We start from the raw sequence: 18,085 nt of genomic DNA on the forward strand, positions 1-18,085 counted from the left end.
AATCAGTTAGACTCTTCCTTGTTTAAGTCATGCGCAGAAGTGCGAACGATAATGGCATTTATCTGGTCGTTTTCGACATACCATGCTTTGGTTTTTCTCGCTTCTTCTGAGGTGTTCGCTCTCAATATCACTCGGTAGTATTTCTTGTAAGGCGAGATGATTGGTTCATAAGCTGATGGCGACAGATTGTTGATAAAAGCTTGGGCATTTTTCTTACTAGAGAACGTCGCTAATTGAACCAACCAATTGGCCGTGCTTGGTGCTTGGCTGGTAACCTGTGATGTCTCAACCGCTTGGGCTTTACTTGCATGACGAGGTGGTGATTCAAGATCGTTGTCTTGGCTAATAAATACGATGTCTTTGACTTCACCAGATAATACGTAGCGCTCGCTAAAGTTAGGCAAAAAGGTGAAATCGCGAGCTCGCTGGGTATGAGTCTTGGTGTACCAAAACTCAGTGAGTCCGATACTGGTTGCTATCAAACAAAAGAAGAACAAGCTGGTAATGAAGTAACGTTTACGTCGAGTCGGCTTTCTTACGTCAGGAAGCTTTACCTTCGTGCGGCAGTGAACGCCACTGGCGGTGCGATATTGACTGATGGTTTGTTCTAATTGATGGACAAACGCCTTTAGTTGCTCAGCACCACCTTCACGGTATTGTCCTTTGAACCCGATATTGATGAAGAGATAAATGATCTCAAGAAGATCAATTAGTTTGTGAGGCTGTCTTGCTGCTTTTTCGGCAACAGAGAAGAACAGCTCACCACCGTTACGCATACCAAATAGTTCACTCAGTAGGGTTTTATTTTCCCAGCCTCGTTTCTCTCCCCACTCGGTATAAATGATGAACTCATCAATCACCACTGCATACAAAAAGCAGAGCTTATCAATAACAGCAACAGGGTAGGTTAACTCGGTCGCTTGAGCTTTGATATCGTTAATACCCTGAATAAATTGCTCACGGAAAACGGTTAAGTCATCTGGTTCAGATAAGGTTGAGATCTTGAGTGTTTTGGTCAGTAAATCACTGCTGATATTGATCAGTTGATTCTCTGCTTTATCAAAGTGACGCAGAAACTCTTCTTGAGCGCTGGTGGAGTGCACCGCGACTAATTTAGAGAAAGCCTGGTCAGACTCTGTATTGGCAGAGCCTTTTGACGCTTTATCGATGACCAGTGTTTCTTCGTCTAAATAATCCATAGCCATTATCTCAACGCGTAAAGAACAACTTCGAGAGTTGGTATCCGAGCATCAACATGCAGCGCAATGGCATCGCGAGTGTCGAGCATATCGAGCCAGTTTCTGTCTTTGGTATCGACCTCAAAATAAGCGACACCTTGCATCGGTTTAAGCTCACTTGGCGCAATAGGCAGTGGGGTTAATGAGATACCAGAAAGGGAGCTTCGAACCAGTTCCACAATCTTGTTGTTACTGCTGAGCTTAGCGGAAATAGGGAACAGTTCATTTAACTCTGTACTACTGATATCGGATTTTACACTTAGAACGAATCGACGGTTGTACACGCTGCTTGGATCTTTGATAAGGGTGCGAAGTAAGCGGCGTTTTTCAAACAGAGATATGTCCCATTTGAACTCGATGACAGAATCTTGTTGGACGAGAGTCAGCAGGTTTCTTAAGCTCGAAAACAGTGGGTTAAAGTTGTCGTAAAGCTTATCGTATTTTAGAGGCTGACACTGAGCGGGGATCGCTGGTGTTAGCGCCATCACCTGAGCTTCAAACTGCTTTAGCTTTGAATATAGCTCGTGAGTTGGGTATTTGGTGTTACTAATGGTTAGTTCGAACCACGGTAACCACGTGTTGAGCGTTTGCAGCCAAAGGAAGTCTTGCATCATAGACTGCGGGCTTTTCTGCTCTTGGCCAGCTTCGATGCGTTTCAAAAGGTTTTGAGCACGGTTACTTACCAGTGCATGAATCTCTTTTACTCGTTCGCTAAGCAGCGTCGACGCGCCATAGTGCAAACAAGCTGGAATAAAGGCACGATCCAACATCACTTCGTCGGAATCGCTGATTTCTAGGATCTTAGCGACTGGAATTAGGGTAAAACCAGAGGTGTCTTCTCCAGCGAACTTGAGGCCGATGTTGAGTTGTGCGACATCAACTTCGACGCTGGCGTTTTCTGAGGTTGAGGTATCGAAAACATTGATTGAACGAGTGATGTAACGGCTTTGCTCTTGACCATCTTCGCTGTAATCATTGTTACCTTGCAAAGAGATTGGCAGTGCAAGATAGACCACGGTTTCGATAGTGCCTTGTGGGATATCGACAACGATTTCTTGCTTGAGATTAAACTGAGTTCCATCAGGGAACACGCCGGAACAGCTCGGGATAGAGAGTTTACCGATCTTTAATAGATCATGGTTAAGTACTAACTCGGTGATGCCAAAGAAAGGGGCAAACCCAGCCAGTGTTTCAATATTCTGACGAATGTAGTTTTGCACATAGCGGTCTTGCTGCTGAAAGTGCTGAGGCGCAATAAACATCCCTTCTTGCCACACTACTTTTTTGAAAGCGTCCACGTAAAATCCTTTTCTATAATTTTTATTGGTTGGCTGTTTTACTAAAAGATTTGCCACCAGCTAGAGTCTGGCTGTATTACGGCTAGCTCTGCTTTCTTCCCTGTAATCGTTAACTCTAAAGTTTGCTCTGGTTCGGAGGGCATCATGAGGACGGCTTTGGTTGTGCCATCTTGGTAATCTGCAAATTCGACCAGTGCTGCAATGTATTGCGTGTTCTTATTTATATCTAACGTCACCGCTTGTTCAGAGTTTGGCAATACGATAGGTAACACCTGTTTTGAAACCAAGTTTGCCGCGAGCAACTGCAAGTCATTATTGTATAAATCAATAAATGGCAGCTGCTTGAACAGCTGTTGATCCGTTAGTTGGTAAAGCCTAACCACAACAGGGTTGGCTTGATCGTCGTTGTATTGGTTGATTGTCGCGTCTGCTTTTACCGTCAGCGAGTGTTGAGTCACAACCGGAACAGGGTCCGATGACGAGCATGCTGCGACGAGTAAACAAAGGGATAAGAGTATGAGCCTTTTCATTCTCTCTCCTCACTTTGCTTTTGCATGTTCTCCATAAACAGTGCTTTGAACTGACGTCTGAAGTCTCCGTTGTCTTGGCGGTGTTGGAAGTGTTTGCGATAGATTTTCCAATACTTTTTATCTTTATTGCTAAAAATGCCGCTACTTACGTATTCACTAAATTGGTTCTCAAGCTGTTTTGGTGCAAATTCGTTTAAGAACTGATCAACCGTTTGCTCTAATGCGTCAAACAAGGCTTTTTGCTGTAGCTGCGGGTTTTGTAAATACTGCTGATTTTTCTCGGTTAGGGTAATGAGCTTGTCGATTGATTCTTCAATTCGAGTGTTGTTCTCGATATTGACGGGTAAATACTCTAATTCTGCAGAGGATAGGGCGCTGGTGTCGCTATGAGCGATTTCATCCACTTCAATGTTCGGAACAACTTGTTCATCGTCAAGATCCTCAAATGGATCAGACGAAAAAGGGTCATCACTCAACACATTTTTTGAAGAGAAGTTTGATGCTTTTTTTGTCGATGCAACTTCTAGTGCTTCATCGAGAAAGTCAGTGTCGCTGTCATCCAGTTTTAAATTGAAAGGTTCTATGAAAGTGTCATCCTGTTTGTTGTTCGTTGACTCAACCTTAGGGGTACTTAATAGGCTAACCAGCAGCGTGTAACCTCCTAGTTTGATGATGTCGCCATCAGTAATAACGTACTCTTTCTCTTTTGCCAGTGATTTGTCGTTTAACGAAACACCATTGTTACTGATGTCTTTGATCACGTAACCGCGGTCTGTTGGGTACAGTTGACAGTGAGTACGGGAAATCCATTTTGTTTGGTCTGGAAGCGCAATATCACATGACGGAGAACGACCTAAACTTCCGCCACTTTCTGGCAGATACGACACTCTAGAGGAAACAACCTCTTCAGCAGGTACAGAAATCATGTGGACACTGATGGACAATGGCTACTCCTTGCACTTGGATATGGCTGTGTTAAAACTGTCTAGGAAACCTGAGTAGGTTTTAAGAAATCGATTCGAAAAGTAGACCCCCATATCCTTGGTATCTAAGTTCGTCGAATTGAAGTAATCGAGTGGTAGAGAGGCATGTTCTAGCTCTCGTTTGAATACCAACTCATCTTCTAAAACAACATCAATTTCCCTTTGTTTTAAAAGTCTTAGTAATACTTTAGCATCTCGTGGCTGCTTAACGACGTTAAATCCGTTACGTTTTAGCCAAAACCATTTGTTTGAGCCAAATTTGGCAGAAAAGTTGAGGTTTAACTTTGACAATTCATCAACCTTCGGCTCCACTCCTGGACCAAAATACCAATTCAAAGTCTGTTTAGCGATTGGCGCTGAAAGCGTCGCATACTCATCACGTTCTGATGTTTGTGTCGCAACGAAAAATCCATGCTGACTGCCACTATGAACGCGCAGCTGTGCATCAGACCAAGTGGTCATTGTGAGTTGGTAGGGTTGTCCCATCTTGCCCAAGGCACACTTCACTTTGTCTAAAGCAATGCCTTGCATCGTAGCGTTTTCATAACTTTGGTATGGCGGCCAATCTTGAGTTGTCAGTAATAGCCTTGATGGCCCAATTTTAAGTTGAGCGAAAGCGCTCATCGACCAAGATGCCGAGAGGATAAGAGTGGCTAACGATAATCTGATGGTAGAGGCTCTAGTTAACATCATTAGAGTTTCCTATCACTTCAGAGATTTTCAATATGGACACTGGCGGGTAATAGTCGAGCTCTTGTGCGGCTTCGATATTCACAATATAAGAATATTGGCTGAGTGACTCTATTGGTATGTCTGAAGCTTTTTGAGTTCCTTTCAAAATGTTCTTCGCTTTGTATCCGGAAAATTGACCAACGTTGTAGTAACGACTCACAATACCAAACAAGGCTTTATGCTTTCTTATCGGGCTCTCAGTGGCCGAGAATGTTGGGATACCCTTCGAATGTAACCCTGATACGACTTCCCCTCCTTGGGTAATGATGTATGAATCAGGGGGTAAATAAGCCATATCGACACCATCACGTTTCATATTATTTATCGTGAGGTTAATTAAGTCGCTGTTTGACTTACTTTTATCAATGTTTAATGGGTACAACATAACACGCTTATTATAAATTTCCGATAACTCCATCATTTTATTTGCGGTGATAACCGAATTATTTTCATCAGCGTTATAGATAACCCCAAGGCTAGAAATGTTATTCAGTTTATCAATGGCTTTGAACTGTATTTCATGAGGGACAATATGTGAGACACCCGTAAAATTTCTATCTTTCGAAGATAAATCAGAAATTAAATTAGAACCGACGGGGTCGGTAACAATACTAAACACGACTGGTGTCGAATTGTTTGTTCTAAAATTACTAGGTTCGGAGTAAGTGCCTAATAAATTCAGTGTGATAGTGGTACCAAATGAATAGATAAGATCTGCGTTTTTATATTCTAAATCTTTGATGTGTTGCTTGAGCGCGGCCTTATCTCGGTTGGCATCTAATATCGTGAATCTCACATCCACATGCTGAGATAAATAGTCCATGAAGCCTTGCTCAGCATCTGTTACTCCCCGCCACAATAAAAGAATGACGTGTTTTTCATCGCTATTAGCAAATGCTGCAGGAATCATCAAAATAAAGCTTAGAATGAACACGATCATTTTCATGATTGAACTCCTAGCTTATGTTTGTCAGCCTTTAAAAAAATTGAGAAGAACAGAATCAAGCTTAATGAACTTACGAGCAGGGAAGCGCCAAATATAATAATGGTTTGGTCGTAACCGAAAATACTTAAGCTCACGCCGGCTAACATTGGTCCTGCGATATTCCCGATACGCTCTGTAAGCCTAAAGATACCGATGATTTTACCTTTCTCGATGCCTTGTCCAGAAAGTAGGTCGATGACTAAAGGTATTTGAGGAGAAACACAGATGCCGTGTGCAATACCAATGATAATAACGATCAGAAGTAGCCCCAGTGTGCCTTGGAAGAAATAGAAGTTGAGTAGAGCGAGCGCAGAGAGTAGCCCACCAATGAAGATAAACGCCATTTTGTTTTTGAGCCTGTCGACTAAAATGGCACTCAACGGTGAAATTAGAATGATCGCGAGGCCATAAGCCATTATTACGCGTCCCGATACAGAGCTACTTTCTCCAAGAAACTGCAGGTAAACAGGGCAGATGTAATAAAGGAAGCCTGTAAGGACTATCTTTGCGGGGATAGCACTGAAGACAGTAATTAACGCGAAGTACTTGTTACTCAACAGCAGTTTGAAGTCTTGCAACTTGACGGGTTTACTTGAATTACTGCTATTGGACTTTTCAAAGAACACATAAACTAACAGCACGCTGAGCGTGGCTAACAATCCAGCTAGCATAAAGGTTTCTGAATAGCCGAGTTTTTCCGCAAGGATCCCACCAATCGCAGCGCCGCATAGAGAGCCGGAGAAGAACGACGACAGGAAGGTCGCCATGCCTTTTGTCCGGTTCGAGTCATTGGTGGTATCAGAGACATAACCCTGAGCTGAAATAAACACGATGCCGTAACCAACCGCGGTAAAGGCACGAGCGATCAACAACAATTCTAGTGATTGAATGAAAGCGGTAGCCACTAAGCCAATACACGTAATGAGCCCACCTGTCATTAACGAATGTCTTCTACCTACTTTGTCTGACCAATAACCCGCAAATGGCAGTGAGATAGCCCAGCACAACATGAATAGGGAGATGGGTAAGCTCGTGACAAGGTTTTCAGGAATCCAGCCAGTAGTGTTTTCCAGCGAAGAGACGAATCTGGGAAAAAAGGCCAGCGAAGACGCTTCAGAGAACACCAATAAAAACAGCGGCAAACGAATGAATCGAAAATCTTGTTTATCAATATCTTGAGATGGTTGGTTGGGATTCAGTTTGATGATCGCTTGGTTGGTGAGATTGAGCAGTTTACCAATCTCATCTCGAGTCGAGATCTTCGCAAGATGATTCACAATGTCTCGGTTGACTAGCATAAAGACACGCTTTACCTGATTCCAAGGTGAGATGATCATGAAGTTACACATGAACAGAATGATTTCGGCCACCACAAGGCAAGAGGCAACCAACACGGTAATCATATCCATGACGCTCTCTTTGAGCAGGTTGATGATCAAATTGTTGTCAGTTGTGACATTCAACTGAATCGTGTGGCTGTTATTAAGCGTGAACGTAGACTCGCGAATAGAAGGGTGCTCCACATAAACCTCAGGATAGCGATAAGTTGTTCCAGATTGCCCTTGAAAGTTAATAGATAGAATCTCGCTGTGATGATCGACGAAGAACGCAAACTCTTCTTCTAAGCCATACAGCCTGTCGTCAGGCACTCCCTTATCAAGTAGTCCCTTTATCATTTGATTTAATGAATCGCCAATTAGGTTCGATTTCTGTTCAAGCTTGATTTCGTATATCTGAGAAAACTTATCTAGAGATTGGTATGAAACCCCTAAGTTGGCGATGATGGTAAGTAAGATTGCAAGGGAGATAATAAACACGGGAAAGTGTTTGTTTTTAAACTTCTCAAACTTAGATAACGAGTTCGGAGATTGAAGCGCTTTGTGAGCTTGTGTGATCGTTGGCAGCAACTCATCTGAACCGGGCTCAGACTCAAAGATGGCGGTTGCACTTTTTACTCTACCAACAATACCTTCCAATAGGTATTTCAACGCGACAAACGCCACTAAACACGAAAGCAGAATCCAAATTGCAGAATAGAGAAACTGAAGTTTAAGTAAGAAGGTCTTTTGCTGCTCTAATAGAGTGGTGGAGTAGTAGAGTTTTACTTGACCCTCGACTAAGCCAAAAGAGTTGGTGATATCAAGTGATAGCTGACGATCACTTTGCTGAGTTCCTTCTCCGGTACCAAACAGTTGTTCTCCAGAGGTAGAGACAACCACCAAAGCAGTAATACCATCAACAATTTGGAGGCGGCGATCTAGCATATTCTGAATATTGGAGATGGCAGACAGAGGTAAGCCTAGGCTGATCGCTTGGTTAATATCGTTATGAGTCTCCTCCAAGACTATCTCATAGATAGAATCAGATGTTTCAGTCAGTCTTTTCTCAAAGTTGAAATAGTTCAGTGTGGCGTTTAACGCTATCGAGAACAGTAAGACCGCCATGATGGCAAACATCAACTTAACCCGAAGCGACAAGTTAAGTAATGAAGGTTTGGTCAAGGTTTGGCTGGTCTTACTGCTCATTAGCTAAGGCCTATTTAATCGTTAAATCGAAATCGGCGCTATCGTTTGTCGCGCTGACCGACACATGAGTAATCGGTTCGCTGCGGCTTAGACGCCCGATACACTCTTCAGCCAACCTCGGCATCAGAGAGCGGTTAATGATTTGCTCGACAGCACGGCCACCCGTTGTTGGGTCTGTATTGCGATCCACCACAAACTGAATGAAGTCAGCATCCCATGTGAACGACGCTTGATATTGCTCTGCCAGCTTCTTCTTGATGCGATTAAGTGATAGCTCAGTGATCTTCGCTAGTTCTTCATCATTAAGCGGGTAGTACGGGACAATCGTGGTTCGGCCTAAGAAAGCGGGCTTAAAGTACTGTTGCAAGTCGGGGCGAATCGCCTCCAGTAGCTCGTCGTTGTCTATGCGGTCTGTAGTCTTAGCACAGACATCACAGATAGCTTGATCAGCGGCATTCGAAGTCATGATGATAATGGTGTTTTTGAAATCAACCGTTCGGCCTTCGCTGTCTTTGATATGGCCTTTATCGAAGATTTGGTAAAACAGGTCATGCACGCCAGGGTGCGCTTTCTCCATTTCATCTAGCAGCAGCACTGAGTAAGGATTGCGTCGAATCGCTTCTGTTAGTACACCACCTTCACCAAAGCCGACGTAACCCGCTGGTGAGCCAAGCAACATAGAGATCTTATGCTCTTCCTTAAACTCGGTCATGTTGATTACAGTAAGGTCGTTGCTACCTCCGTACAGTTGCTCCGCGAGTGCCATGGCGGTTTCGGTTTTACCCACACCACTTGGACCACACATTAAAAACACGCCGATAGGTTTACGATTGTCGGTTAAACCCGCGCGGGATATACGAATCGCTTTAGCAAGTTCATTCTTAGCAACATCTTGACCAATGACTCGGGTATTGAGCTCGTCCTCTAAGGTAAGCAACTTAGCGATTTCGTCACTCATCATGTTACCAACTGGAATACCCGTCCAATTGGCAATCACTTGTGCGATGGTGTTGTCGTCAACCATCGCATAAACTAACGGCTCTTCACCTTGTAGTTCTGCTAATTCGGTTCTCAGAGTATCGAGTTGTTTCTGTTTAGTGGCATCGACGGCATCTTGTTCCTGCTCTTCCGTGATCTCTTGCTGAACCGTTTTAATTTGGTCAACTAATTCAATCTCTTTTTCCCAGCGCGTGTAATATGCCGCTAGTGCCTGTTGATTCTCTTCGATTGATTGTGTCAGTTCTTCGATTATTTCAGCGCTGTTTGAGAATAGGGCATCTTCTTTCTCTAGTGCAGCTTTCTCGTTTTCTTGATAACGAATAGTCTGTTCAAGTGTTTCCAGTACTTCGGGTTTTGCACCTTGTGTTAAGGCAATTCGGGCGCTGGCGGTGTCAAGCAGGCTGATTGCTTTGTCGGGTAGCTGGCGACTTGGAAGGTAACGGATCGATAAGTTGACCGCGGCTTCAATTGCGGATTCAGCAATAAAAGCGCCATGGTGAGCTTGCAATGAAGCAGCCACACCACGCAGCATTTGCATTGCATCTTCGGCGTTAGGCTCTTCAATGGTGACGACTTGGAATCGACGTGTGAGTGCTGGGTCTTTTTCAAAGTACTTCTTGTACTCGGCCCAGGTTGTTGCGGCAATGGTTTTGAATTCACCACGAGCTAGTGCGGGTTTTAGAAGATTTGCCGCGTCGTTTTGTCCGGCAGCGCCGCCTGCACCAATAAGGGTGTGGGCTTCATCGATAAATACAATGATCGGTACTTCTGAGCTTTTTACCTCGTTGATGACGTCTTTTAAGCGGTTTTCAAACTCACCTTTAACGCTCGCACCAGCTTGCAGTAAACCAAGGTCTAAAGAGTGGATTTGAACGCCTTGCAGAGCACTAGGGACTTCGTCCGCTGCGATTCTTAACGCTAAGCCTTCAACAACAGCGGTTTTACCTACGCCGGGTTCACCGACCATAATCGGGTTGTTTTGGCGCTTACGACACAAGATATCAATCGCTTTTCTTACTTCGGCATTACGGCCAGAAATAGGATCTATGTTGCCGTCAATCGCTTGTTGAGTCAGGTTGACCGTGTATTTGCTAAGTGCGTCGTTACCTGCGGGTGTGGTATCGACAGAACCATTGGCAGAAGGCGCGGCTGTGTTACGTGCGATCGGGGTTTTCTTGATCAGGCCTTGCAGAGATTCGAGTGACACGCTGCTTAATGCTTCAAGCTGTAGGGTACTCACACCCAATACATTCTGTTGCATCAAAGCTTGAATAAGGTGCAAGCTGACTATCTCACCGTGGCCGTAGTTTACGGACGCGATCATCCAAGCATCTTTGATTAACTCAGTTAAGCTGTGACTTAATGTTGGTTGACCTTCATTGCCTTTAGGCAACATGGATATTTTCTTTGTCAGTTCATTCACTAAGGCGTCTAATGACAGCTTTTGAGATTCGCACAACGCCATTAACTTCGGATCTTTTTGGGAAACAAGCTGAAGGATCCAGTGTTCTGTTTCTATCGCTCCAACACCTTGGTTCATCGCCGCGCCCGCAGACGCTTCCAACGCTTGCTTCAGTTCGGGAGATAGCTTTCCTACTAAGTTAGTGAGAGTTACTTGTGTCATAGTCAATTCCTTGTATCTCTATAATCTACACATTCCGTATTTATGAACTACAAAGCAAAATTTTTACGGTTTCATTGGGGTTACGCTCAGGTGCAAGGTAGTCAATTTCACCTAAACGAGCGGCTATAGAAACCTTGCTTGATAAACGGGGTTTGGTTAAATATGAACGTTTGACGTTCAGATAAATGGCAACAGGCGTACTGTCTTTTAAATAGTGCTGAGTCAAAGACAACACAGCTTTTGCAAATTGGTCATCTTGTTGTATTTCGAGAAACTCGGTACGGTTTTTCGGAGTCACAAAAATATTCAGATTATTGAAGTGAGCGAGACAGGTTCTCCCGACTAAAAAGCCTTGACCTAAGCGACTATTAAAATCACGATCTGTACCAATCCGAGTTAGCGAGTCTGCTGGCAATAAACGTCTTTCAAACGCTTTGCATTCAACGTCGATGGCATAGGGGAAATAGTCATTAAGGATCTTCTTCAATGCGGTCAGACTGCGACTTTGCTGGCTCAAAAGAAGCGAGTATTGCAGGTACTCTGAGTGCTCTTTCCCAAGCGCTGCAAAGTGGTTTAACAAGGCCGTTTTTTTCGGGCTTTGCTCGCTTTCTACTAATAACCAACGCCGTGCATTGGTTCGATAGGTAATCTCATAGTGTCGCTGGTTGAACACATCCAGAAAATCTTGCAGCGAATGATCTTCATTGTGGATCGCGGCTAACAACTCTTCGTATATGTAATTAGGTATCACGCCTTTAACGCCCGAGAGCGCTTGTTTTGCTAATCTGAGTTTGGCTTTGTTTCCCTTTAACGAGAAGTATTGGATCTCTTGAGGGTTGCCAGTCGGCATCGCCTCCGATTTCAATTGGATCTGTATCGGCGCGCTACTTTGGGACTGAAGCTGCTCCAATAGCCTCATTGCCTGAGAGAAGTCGTACTTTTCAGGCTGAGCGGCTAGGTCTTTGATGAAAGGCTTCATATCATCTCCCTATGACTATCGCTTGGGCTATCTATAGTTGACGGCGCTACCGATATTCGCTGCGTTATAGGCACAATTGACTACCGTGAATTTTCGGGTACTTTTTGACGATACCGTCTCGTCCGTAAATACGGATCTTGAGCTGGATGTATCGGTCAAAACTACAAAATTGTTGGAAGAAGCGGTTCAGCACATCGGCAAATGCAAGGTAGGGTGATGTGGCATCAAGCGTCAATTCAATCTCAGTACCGGGAGAGAATACGTTTTTACCCAGAACGCGAATCGCGGATACTTGAGAGTTAAACGTGATCGAGTGAATCATCTGAATTTCGGCACTCGATACTTGTTCTCGACTGCACAAACTTAACATATGTTTGAGGTCAGCAACCGGATTACTAGACTGCACCAGTGATGAAAAGTTGGTGTTCAGTAAGCTAATGAATTCCCAATGGATATTTTGGTCGACTTCCTTTGTTATGGGTGCCGAAGGCGGATAAATCGGTGAAAAATCGCCGGGCAAATCAATACTCTCTAGGCATTCCAGAGTGCCGCTTACGCCACACGCTTGCTTGCCATTTGTGCACAGTAAATGAGTACCAAGTAGCTTGCTAAATTCAGCTTCTGGCGCTTCAGATAGCGAGATTGCGATGCTCATTTCACCAAAGTGATTGTGTTTACTTTGCCAGTAGTCATATTGCTGATTGTGGGTGTATTTCTCTTTGAAAAGAGGAACTAACGGTATTTCACCGTTAGGCGTGATTTCGTACACCTTCTGAATTTCAATGATTTCGATATTGTTGTCACTGTGCGCGTCGGCATTGACTGGAACAGAAAGGGTTCTGTGATCGTATGGGATCGGTTCGCCTGTTTGTTCGAACAAGTTAATCGCGGGAATCACATTAAGCTTAAAGACATCTTTATTGAATAGGCGGATAAACTCAGACGGTAATGATGACATGAACAAGTTAATGACGAGTTCAGATTCGTCAAACTGACTGGCGTATTCGGCAAAATTCTTAAGTCTAAAGAACTGGCGCTTCTCCTTGAAAAAGAAGAATTCATTAATCAGTTGGTAGCCCGTGAATTGATTACCGTGTTCAGGCAGAAACTTAAATTCTAGGTCGCTGATTCGATTCTTAAGCTGGTGGCTATCGACAGTGACGTGGCGAGCGCATTCACTGTCTGAAATCGAGATCGATAAAGTGTTGTTGAGAAGAAGCTCGACTAGTGAGTCTGCGTTGTTTTCAAATCCTTTGACGAAGAAGTCGAGGTCATTCAATTCCAAATGGCTGAAATGGACTTCTGGGTCGCCGGTACTTAAAGAAATCTGAACAACTGCAGAGCTTTGATTGGCTGATTTTGGTCTGTTAAAGCTAAATGGAGCGCTTAAAGCCTTGATGTTACCTAAATTAAATGGGGCTATTTTGAGTTCGTCAACGGTTCTAAATAGGCATTCGTTTTTGGTGTTGGTGCTCGAAAACAGAGAACCTTTTGGTAAAGTACTCGACTCAATCGGGCCATCTTCGGCAAGCAATTCAAGATAAGCAACACTAGGAACCGTTTGAATATAAGAAGGGTAGAGGACACTTAAAATGCCTTCAATTACCTCAGGTAGTTGCTCTGAGAGTTTCTTTTCTACTTTCGCATTCAGCAGTGCTACGCCATCTAATAGGCGAGCCATACTCGGATCTTCGATCTTACCTTGATGAATATTGAGTTTTTCAGCGTGCGTCGGATATTCCTGACCAAACTGTCCTAATGAACGGCGCACAAAGGCAAGTTCTTGCTCGAAGTAACGCATAATAGGTTCAGTCATAGTTATCTTCTTCTAAAGAGGTCGTTAAGTCGCTTAATGCGATTTTGGAATCAAAGATAAGATCCTGTTCACCATGGCTGGTTTTGACCTTGGCGATGATGTTGAACGAAAGCGAGTTGTCACCTTCTTTGCGTTCTCCAAGCTCTACAGATATGTCGTGTAATCGTGGTTCAAAGCTCTTTATCCATGTTTCAATGCGTAGGGTGAGCTGAGTCTTTTCAAGGGTCGCACTCAGTAACTGAATATCTTCGATACCAAACTTCAAATTAGAACGATTGACTTCGACTAACCTGTTATCGATATCGGTCAGTGATGCTTCTGCTTCTAATAGTTTGGTGAGATGGAACTTGATGTCTTCAATCTCAGCATCCTGATAGGGCTTTGAATCACAGATGAAGGTCTTCCAAAAGCTCATTACATCACCTCGTTTAGATTGGTTGTTAGAACCACTTCACCACTGAAATAGTCAAACTGGTATTGAGGAACGATACGTAAAGTACAAGCGAAGCTGCCAGCTTGAGCGCTTGACTCAGTGACACTCACTTTGGCGAAACTTAATGGGTATTTGGATAAGATTTCTTCATTGGCGAAGGAAACGTTGCTCGAGAACTTGTCAATCCAGTGCGTCAAAAACAACTCACACTCGGTGGCGTTGTTGAAGCTACCGATCATCTCTCTTACTTGAACTTTTAAGTAGTGCGCAATTCGACAAGACATCAGTGTGGTTTGAATCTGAGTAAGCACTTTGTCGTTGTCACTTTGCCCGCACTGCCAAATCGAGTTGTTACCATTGAAGTAAAACTTATCGGTTAAAGGACTCTTCGCTAATGGGATAAAACCGCTCTGCGCGTAGAAATTCGACAGTTGTCCGAACAAGCTAATGTCCGTTACTGGCTTGTGCAGATGACTGTCGAAATAGTGATTCGCAGGGAGGTTGATGACGGCGCCTTGAAACTTATCGTTCCAACGAGATTTCAAAAAACCAAACCAGTTCACACGGTGAAACTCTCGCATGATAGTGGTAGCAAGCACCATATTGGCTAATCCCCAAGCTCCCTGACCTTGCTCATTGTAAATGAAGCCAGCTCGTCGGTTTTTGTAAGCATCACGAAGGCGCACTTGAGGAAGTGCCATACCAATAAAGCGAGAGCTCGGTTTACTGCGTAAATCCTGCCACGCTTTAAAGTCGGGGCCGGAAAGGATCTTATTGATACGTTCGATATCAGACAACCAATCGGCTCCGCTTTCACCAAAGAACGTTGATACGGGAGAAAACAACATAGGGCAGAGTGTCGCTTCGCCTAATTTACCTAACAGTTCTACAGTAAATAGATCGTCGTAGTCGGCGTCAAAATCGATATCCATCGAGATAGGGTGACTAAAGGTGATGCAACCAAAAGGGTGACCACCTAAGGTATTCAGCTCGTTATTGCCGATCTTGTTATACAAGTCGCTGGATTTGGTTGAATAGGCTTGATTGACGTCGCTAGAGAGCTCCACCCAGTTCATATCGAGCAGTTTTACATGCGCTCTTTGGTAACTGACGGGTAGGGAAACAAGCTGCTGAAGGCTTAACCAGTTACGTTCCAATTTTTGAAACTCTGGTTCATGGAGGATCTCATCAAGCTGTAAACTGAGTTTGGAATCGATTGTTGATATAAGTGTTGATATCAATGAAATTAGTGAGGATTTAGAGCTTAAGGAGTGTTGGTCTAGCTCAGATAACAGAGATAAAGCCTCTTTCATAAAGGTATTATCTGTGTCATCTAATTGATTGAATTTGTTTTGCCATTCTGTATTTAACTTCATACAAAATTTTTGGCCGGATTGCTCCGGCCAAATCCATATTAGCCTGGAATCTTAGCAACCATTCGAACCGAGGTTGTCAGTTCTTCAAGTTGTAACCAAGGTCTTAGATGAGCGACTGCAGAGTAGGCGCCTGGCTTACCAGGTTGCTCAACCACCTCGATGCGAGATTCACAAAGCGGGGTTTTTGCACGCTGCTCATTACCAATGGCACCCGCGTTGGTGTATTGGTCGATCCATAGTTGTAGTTCTCGTTTGATATCCGGAGCTTCAAGATTCGAGCCTAACTTGTCGCGACCCATTACTTTCAGGTAGTGGGCGATACGGCTACTTGCCATGATATAAGGTAGGCGAGCTGAAATTGCAGCGTTCGCCGTTGCATCTGGGTCAGTGAAGGTTTTAGGCTTCTGAGTTGTTTGACCGCCGATGAATACAGCGTAGTTAGAGCTTTTGTAGTGAACCAAAGGAAGGAAACCAAGGTCAGAAAGCTCTTTCTCACGCTCATCCGTTAGGTTAACTTCTGTTGGACATTGCTGAAGTAGGTCGCCCGCTTCAGACTTGTACGTTAGGTTTGGAAGGTTCTCGACCTTACCACCGTTATCCAGACCGCGAATAGAAGTACACCAACCTGAAGCTGTGTAAGCTTGAGTCATTTTAAGACCAAGATCATACGCAGCATTAGACCAAACTAACTGATCATTGCTGGTTGGCTTAGGATTACCATCCATATCAGTGCCAAGCTCTTCATAAGCGAAGACATCAGTACTCAAACCTTTGTCACCATAAGGTAGGCGAGCAAGAGTTCGTGGTAGTGTTAGGGTTACGTAGCGAGCGTCATCACTCTCACGGAATGAATTCCATGCAGCGTAAGCAGGAGAGTCGAAACCTGCAGCAACAGGTTTGCCTTCAGAGAATGTTTGGAAGTCATTAAACTCGAACATCTCAGCATTGGCAGCAGCAACGAATGGTGCGTGACACGCTGCAGCGACTTCGCCCATGTAGCGAAGTAGAGCAACATCTTCATCTTTCGCGCTGAACTCGTAATCACCAATGAATGTGCCGTAAGGTTCACCACCCGCGGTGCCAAATTCACCTTGATAAACCGCATTGAATAATGGGCTACGGTCAATTGCAGGAGCATCTTCAAATTGGTCAAGCAGCTCTTCTTGAGTGTAATCGACCATTTTGATCTTTAGATCACGACCAAGTTCGCTCTCTTTTACGAGTTTTTGTAGACCACGCCAAGAGCCTTCAAGCTTCTGTAAGTCTTTCTGTTGCATGACTTCAGATAACTGTTGAGATAGCTTTTTATCTATTTCTGAGATTGCGTTTTCAATTGTTTTTGTAACGTTCTTATCCCACGTCACGGTGCCAGAAAGAGCTTGCTCTGTAAGTACAGAAAACAGTTCTTTTGTCGTGTCTGCAGGAGTTTGAGTGGTTGCTTCAATCGCGCGGTCTAGGAAGCTCAGTGAGCCTTCCGCTACTTCCGGTTGCGCTTGATTCTCAGTTTCAGTACTCATTACTCTGCTCCTTCTTCTTTAATGCCAAGTTCATCAGAAAGAGCATTAATCGTATCTGCACTTTGTAGAACTTCTTTAAGAAGCTTTTCTAGATCGCGGGAACGATCGGCTTTAGAAAGAAGTACCTTCAGTTGATTACGGGTTTCGACGAGTTTTTTAAGCGGTTCAACCTGTTCGATAATTGCTTCAGGTTCGAAATCTTTCATCGAGTCAAACTTAAGGCTCGCTTCAAACTGGCTATCATCACCGGCAAGTACATTGTCTACTTTTAGCGATAATTCAGGGCCAACGCGCTTCATTACAGTGTCGAAGTTATCTTTATCAACGTTATAGAAGGTACGATCTTCCACTTCTTCTTTGTCTTGCTTATGGCCTGAGTAGTCACCAATAACCCCAACAACAAAAGGGAGCTCTTTGGTTTCTACAGCGCCATTAGTCTCAACGTCATAGGTAATACTTACGCGGTTCTTACTTACGCGTTTATGTTGGGAATTTAGTGCCACGGTAACTCTCCTTGTTTAATTACTTAGCAGTTGAAGTAACTTTAGCTGTAGTCGCATCGAAGCCAACCTCAGGACCTTTCTCGATCTTACCGCCGTCTGCTTCAATGTAGTAAGCTTTAGAAATTTCTGTGTAGGTTAGGCTGAAAGATTCGCTTGGAAGTGAACCGTCTGTACCAGACATGTTGTAGCTAGACATACGAGCCATCTTAAGCGTTAGAATCAGATATGGATCAGCACCAGAACCTTCACGGTTTGGTTTTGTCATAACGATTTCAACAGTGCGACCTTCTGGACCCGGCGCATATAAGAAAGTGGTTAGATGAGGTGTTGCACCATCACAGCCACGAGTCATGTTGACTTCACCAAGAGCAACCATACCTTGGTCCGCATTGTTTGCATTACCTACATCGATACCAACACCACGTACTGCACTCCAAGAAACGCTATCAAGTGCAAAGAATCCATCTTTACCCCCGATCTTTTCTACCGTTGCTGCACCTTTTGGTGTCGTACCATCAATTCTCATAAAAATAGAAGCCATTACTTT

15 protein-coding genes are annotated in these 18,085 nt (G+C 44.0%); all 15 read right to left on the reverse strand.

All coding sequences use genetic code 11. The features are described 5' to 3' along the window. Positions 1-2: 2 nt before the first annotated feature. Complete coding sequence (icmH, locus tag FTW16_RS02800) at positions 3-1,205, reverse strand: type IVB secretion system protein IcmH/DotU (RefSeq protein ID WP_186728015.1); 1,203 nt, start codon at positions 1,203-1,205, stop codon at positions 3-5. Further along, complete coding sequence (gene tssK / locus FTW16_RS02805; protein WP_146489965.1) at positions 1,205-2,536, reverse strand: type VI secretion system baseplate subunit TssK; 1,332 nt, start codon at positions 2,534-2,536, stop codon at positions 1,205-1,207. The genes icmH and tssK overlap by 1 nt, the downstream gene beginning before the upstream one ends. 41 nt (positions 2,537-2,577) lie before the next feature. Further along, positions 2,578-3,066 carry a type VI secretion system lipoprotein TssJ gene (gene tssJ, locus FTW16_RS02810; protein WP_146489966.1) on the reverse strand — a complete coding sequence of 163 codons (489 nt, stop codon included), beginning with the start codon at positions 3,064-3,066 and terminating at the stop codon, positions 2,578-2,580. After that, on the reverse strand, positions 3,063-4,010 hold the full coding sequence (locus FTW16_RS02815) for a type VI secretion system-associated FHA domain protein (protein ID WP_146489967.1): 948 nt from the start codon (positions 4,008-4,010) through the stop codon (positions 3,063-3,065). The genes tssJ and FTW16_RS02815 overlap by 4 nt, the downstream gene beginning before the upstream one ends. Positions 4,011-4,013: 3 nt before the next feature. Then, the gene (locus tag FTW16_RS02820) at positions 4,014-4,742 is read right to left on the reverse strand and encodes a transporter substrate-binding domain-containing protein (protein ID WP_146489968.1); all 729 of its coding nucleotides are present in this window, start codon (positions 4,740-4,742) and stop codon (positions 4,014-4,016) included. Then, positions 4,729-5,727, reverse strand: coding sequence for an ABC transporter substrate binding protein (locus FTW16_RS02825; protein WP_146489969.1), 999 nt, complete (start codon positions 5,725-5,727; stop codon positions 4,729-4,731). Before FTW16_RS02825 ends, FTW16_RS02820 begins: the two co-directional genes overlap by 14 nt. Next, positions 5,724-8,291 carry an MFS transporter gene (locus FTW16_RS02830; protein WP_146489970.1) on the reverse strand — a complete coding sequence of 856 codons (2,568 nt, stop codon included), beginning with the start codon at positions 8,289-8,291 and terminating at the stop codon, positions 5,724-5,726. Before FTW16_RS02830 ends, FTW16_RS02825 begins: the two co-directional genes overlap by 4 nt. 10 nt (positions 8,292-8,301) lie before the next feature. After that, the gene (gene tssH, locus FTW16_RS02835; RefSeq protein WP_146489971.1) at positions 8,302-10,914 is read right to left on the reverse strand and encodes a type VI secretion system ATPase TssH; all 2,613 of its coding nucleotides are present in this window, start codon (positions 10,912-10,914) and stop codon (positions 8,302-8,304) included. A gap of 40 nt (positions 10,915-10,954) precedes the next feature. After that, on the reverse strand, positions 10,955-11,893 hold the full coding sequence (locus FTW16_RS02840; protein WP_146489972.1) for a type VI secretion system baseplate subunit TssG: 939 nt from the start codon (positions 11,891-11,893) through the stop codon (positions 10,955-10,957). Between the two features lie 64 nt (positions 11,894-11,957). Then, positions 11,958-13,709, reverse strand: coding sequence for a type VI secretion system baseplate subunit TssF (gene tssF / locus FTW16_RS02845; RefSeq protein WP_146489973.1), 1,752 nt, complete (start codon positions 13,707-13,709; stop codon positions 11,958-11,960). Continuing rightward, complete coding sequence (gene tssE / locus FTW16_RS02850) at positions 13,702-14,124, reverse strand: type VI secretion system baseplate subunit TssE (RefSeq protein WP_146489974.1); 423 nt, start codon at positions 14,122-14,124, stop codon at positions 13,702-13,704. Before tssE ends, tssF begins: the two co-directional genes overlap by 8 nt. Further along, a complete protein-coding gene (locus FTW16_RS02855; RefSeq protein ID WP_146489975.1) occupies positions 14,124-15,518 on the reverse strand; it encodes a type VI secretion system contractile sheath domain-containing protein in 1,395 nt (464 codons plus the stop codon). The genes tssE and FTW16_RS02855 overlap by 1 nt, the downstream gene beginning before the upstream one ends. A 38-nt stretch (positions 15,519-15,556) precedes the next feature. After that, entirely contained in the window at positions 15,557-17,035 is a 1,479-nt protein-coding gene (tssC, locus tag FTW16_RS02860; protein WP_146489976.1) for a type VI secretion system contractile sheath large subunit, read from the reverse strand. Further along, the gene (gene tssB / locus FTW16_RS02865) at positions 17,035-17,538 is read right to left on the reverse strand and encodes a type VI secretion system contractile sheath small subunit (RefSeq protein WP_009846607.1); all 504 of its coding nucleotides are present in this window, start codon (positions 17,536-17,538) and stop codon (positions 17,035-17,037) included. The genes tssC and tssB overlap by 1 nt, the downstream gene beginning before the upstream one ends. Before the next feature lie 19 nt (positions 17,539-17,557). Then, positions 17,558-18,079 (reverse strand): type VI secretion system tube protein Hcp, encoded by a 522-nt coding sequence (locus tag FTW16_RS02870; RefSeq protein WP_017110736.1) that lies wholly within the window; start codon positions 18,077-18,079, stop codon positions 17,558-17,560. Between the last annotated feature and the right edge of the window lie 6 nt (positions 18,080-18,085).

Origin of the sequence: Vibrio sp. T20, from assembly GCF_007858795.1 — a bacterium.
Taxonomy (GTDB): domain Bacteria; phylum Pseudomonadota; class Gammaproteobacteria; order Enterobacterales; family Vibrionaceae; genus Vibrio; species Vibrio satsumensis.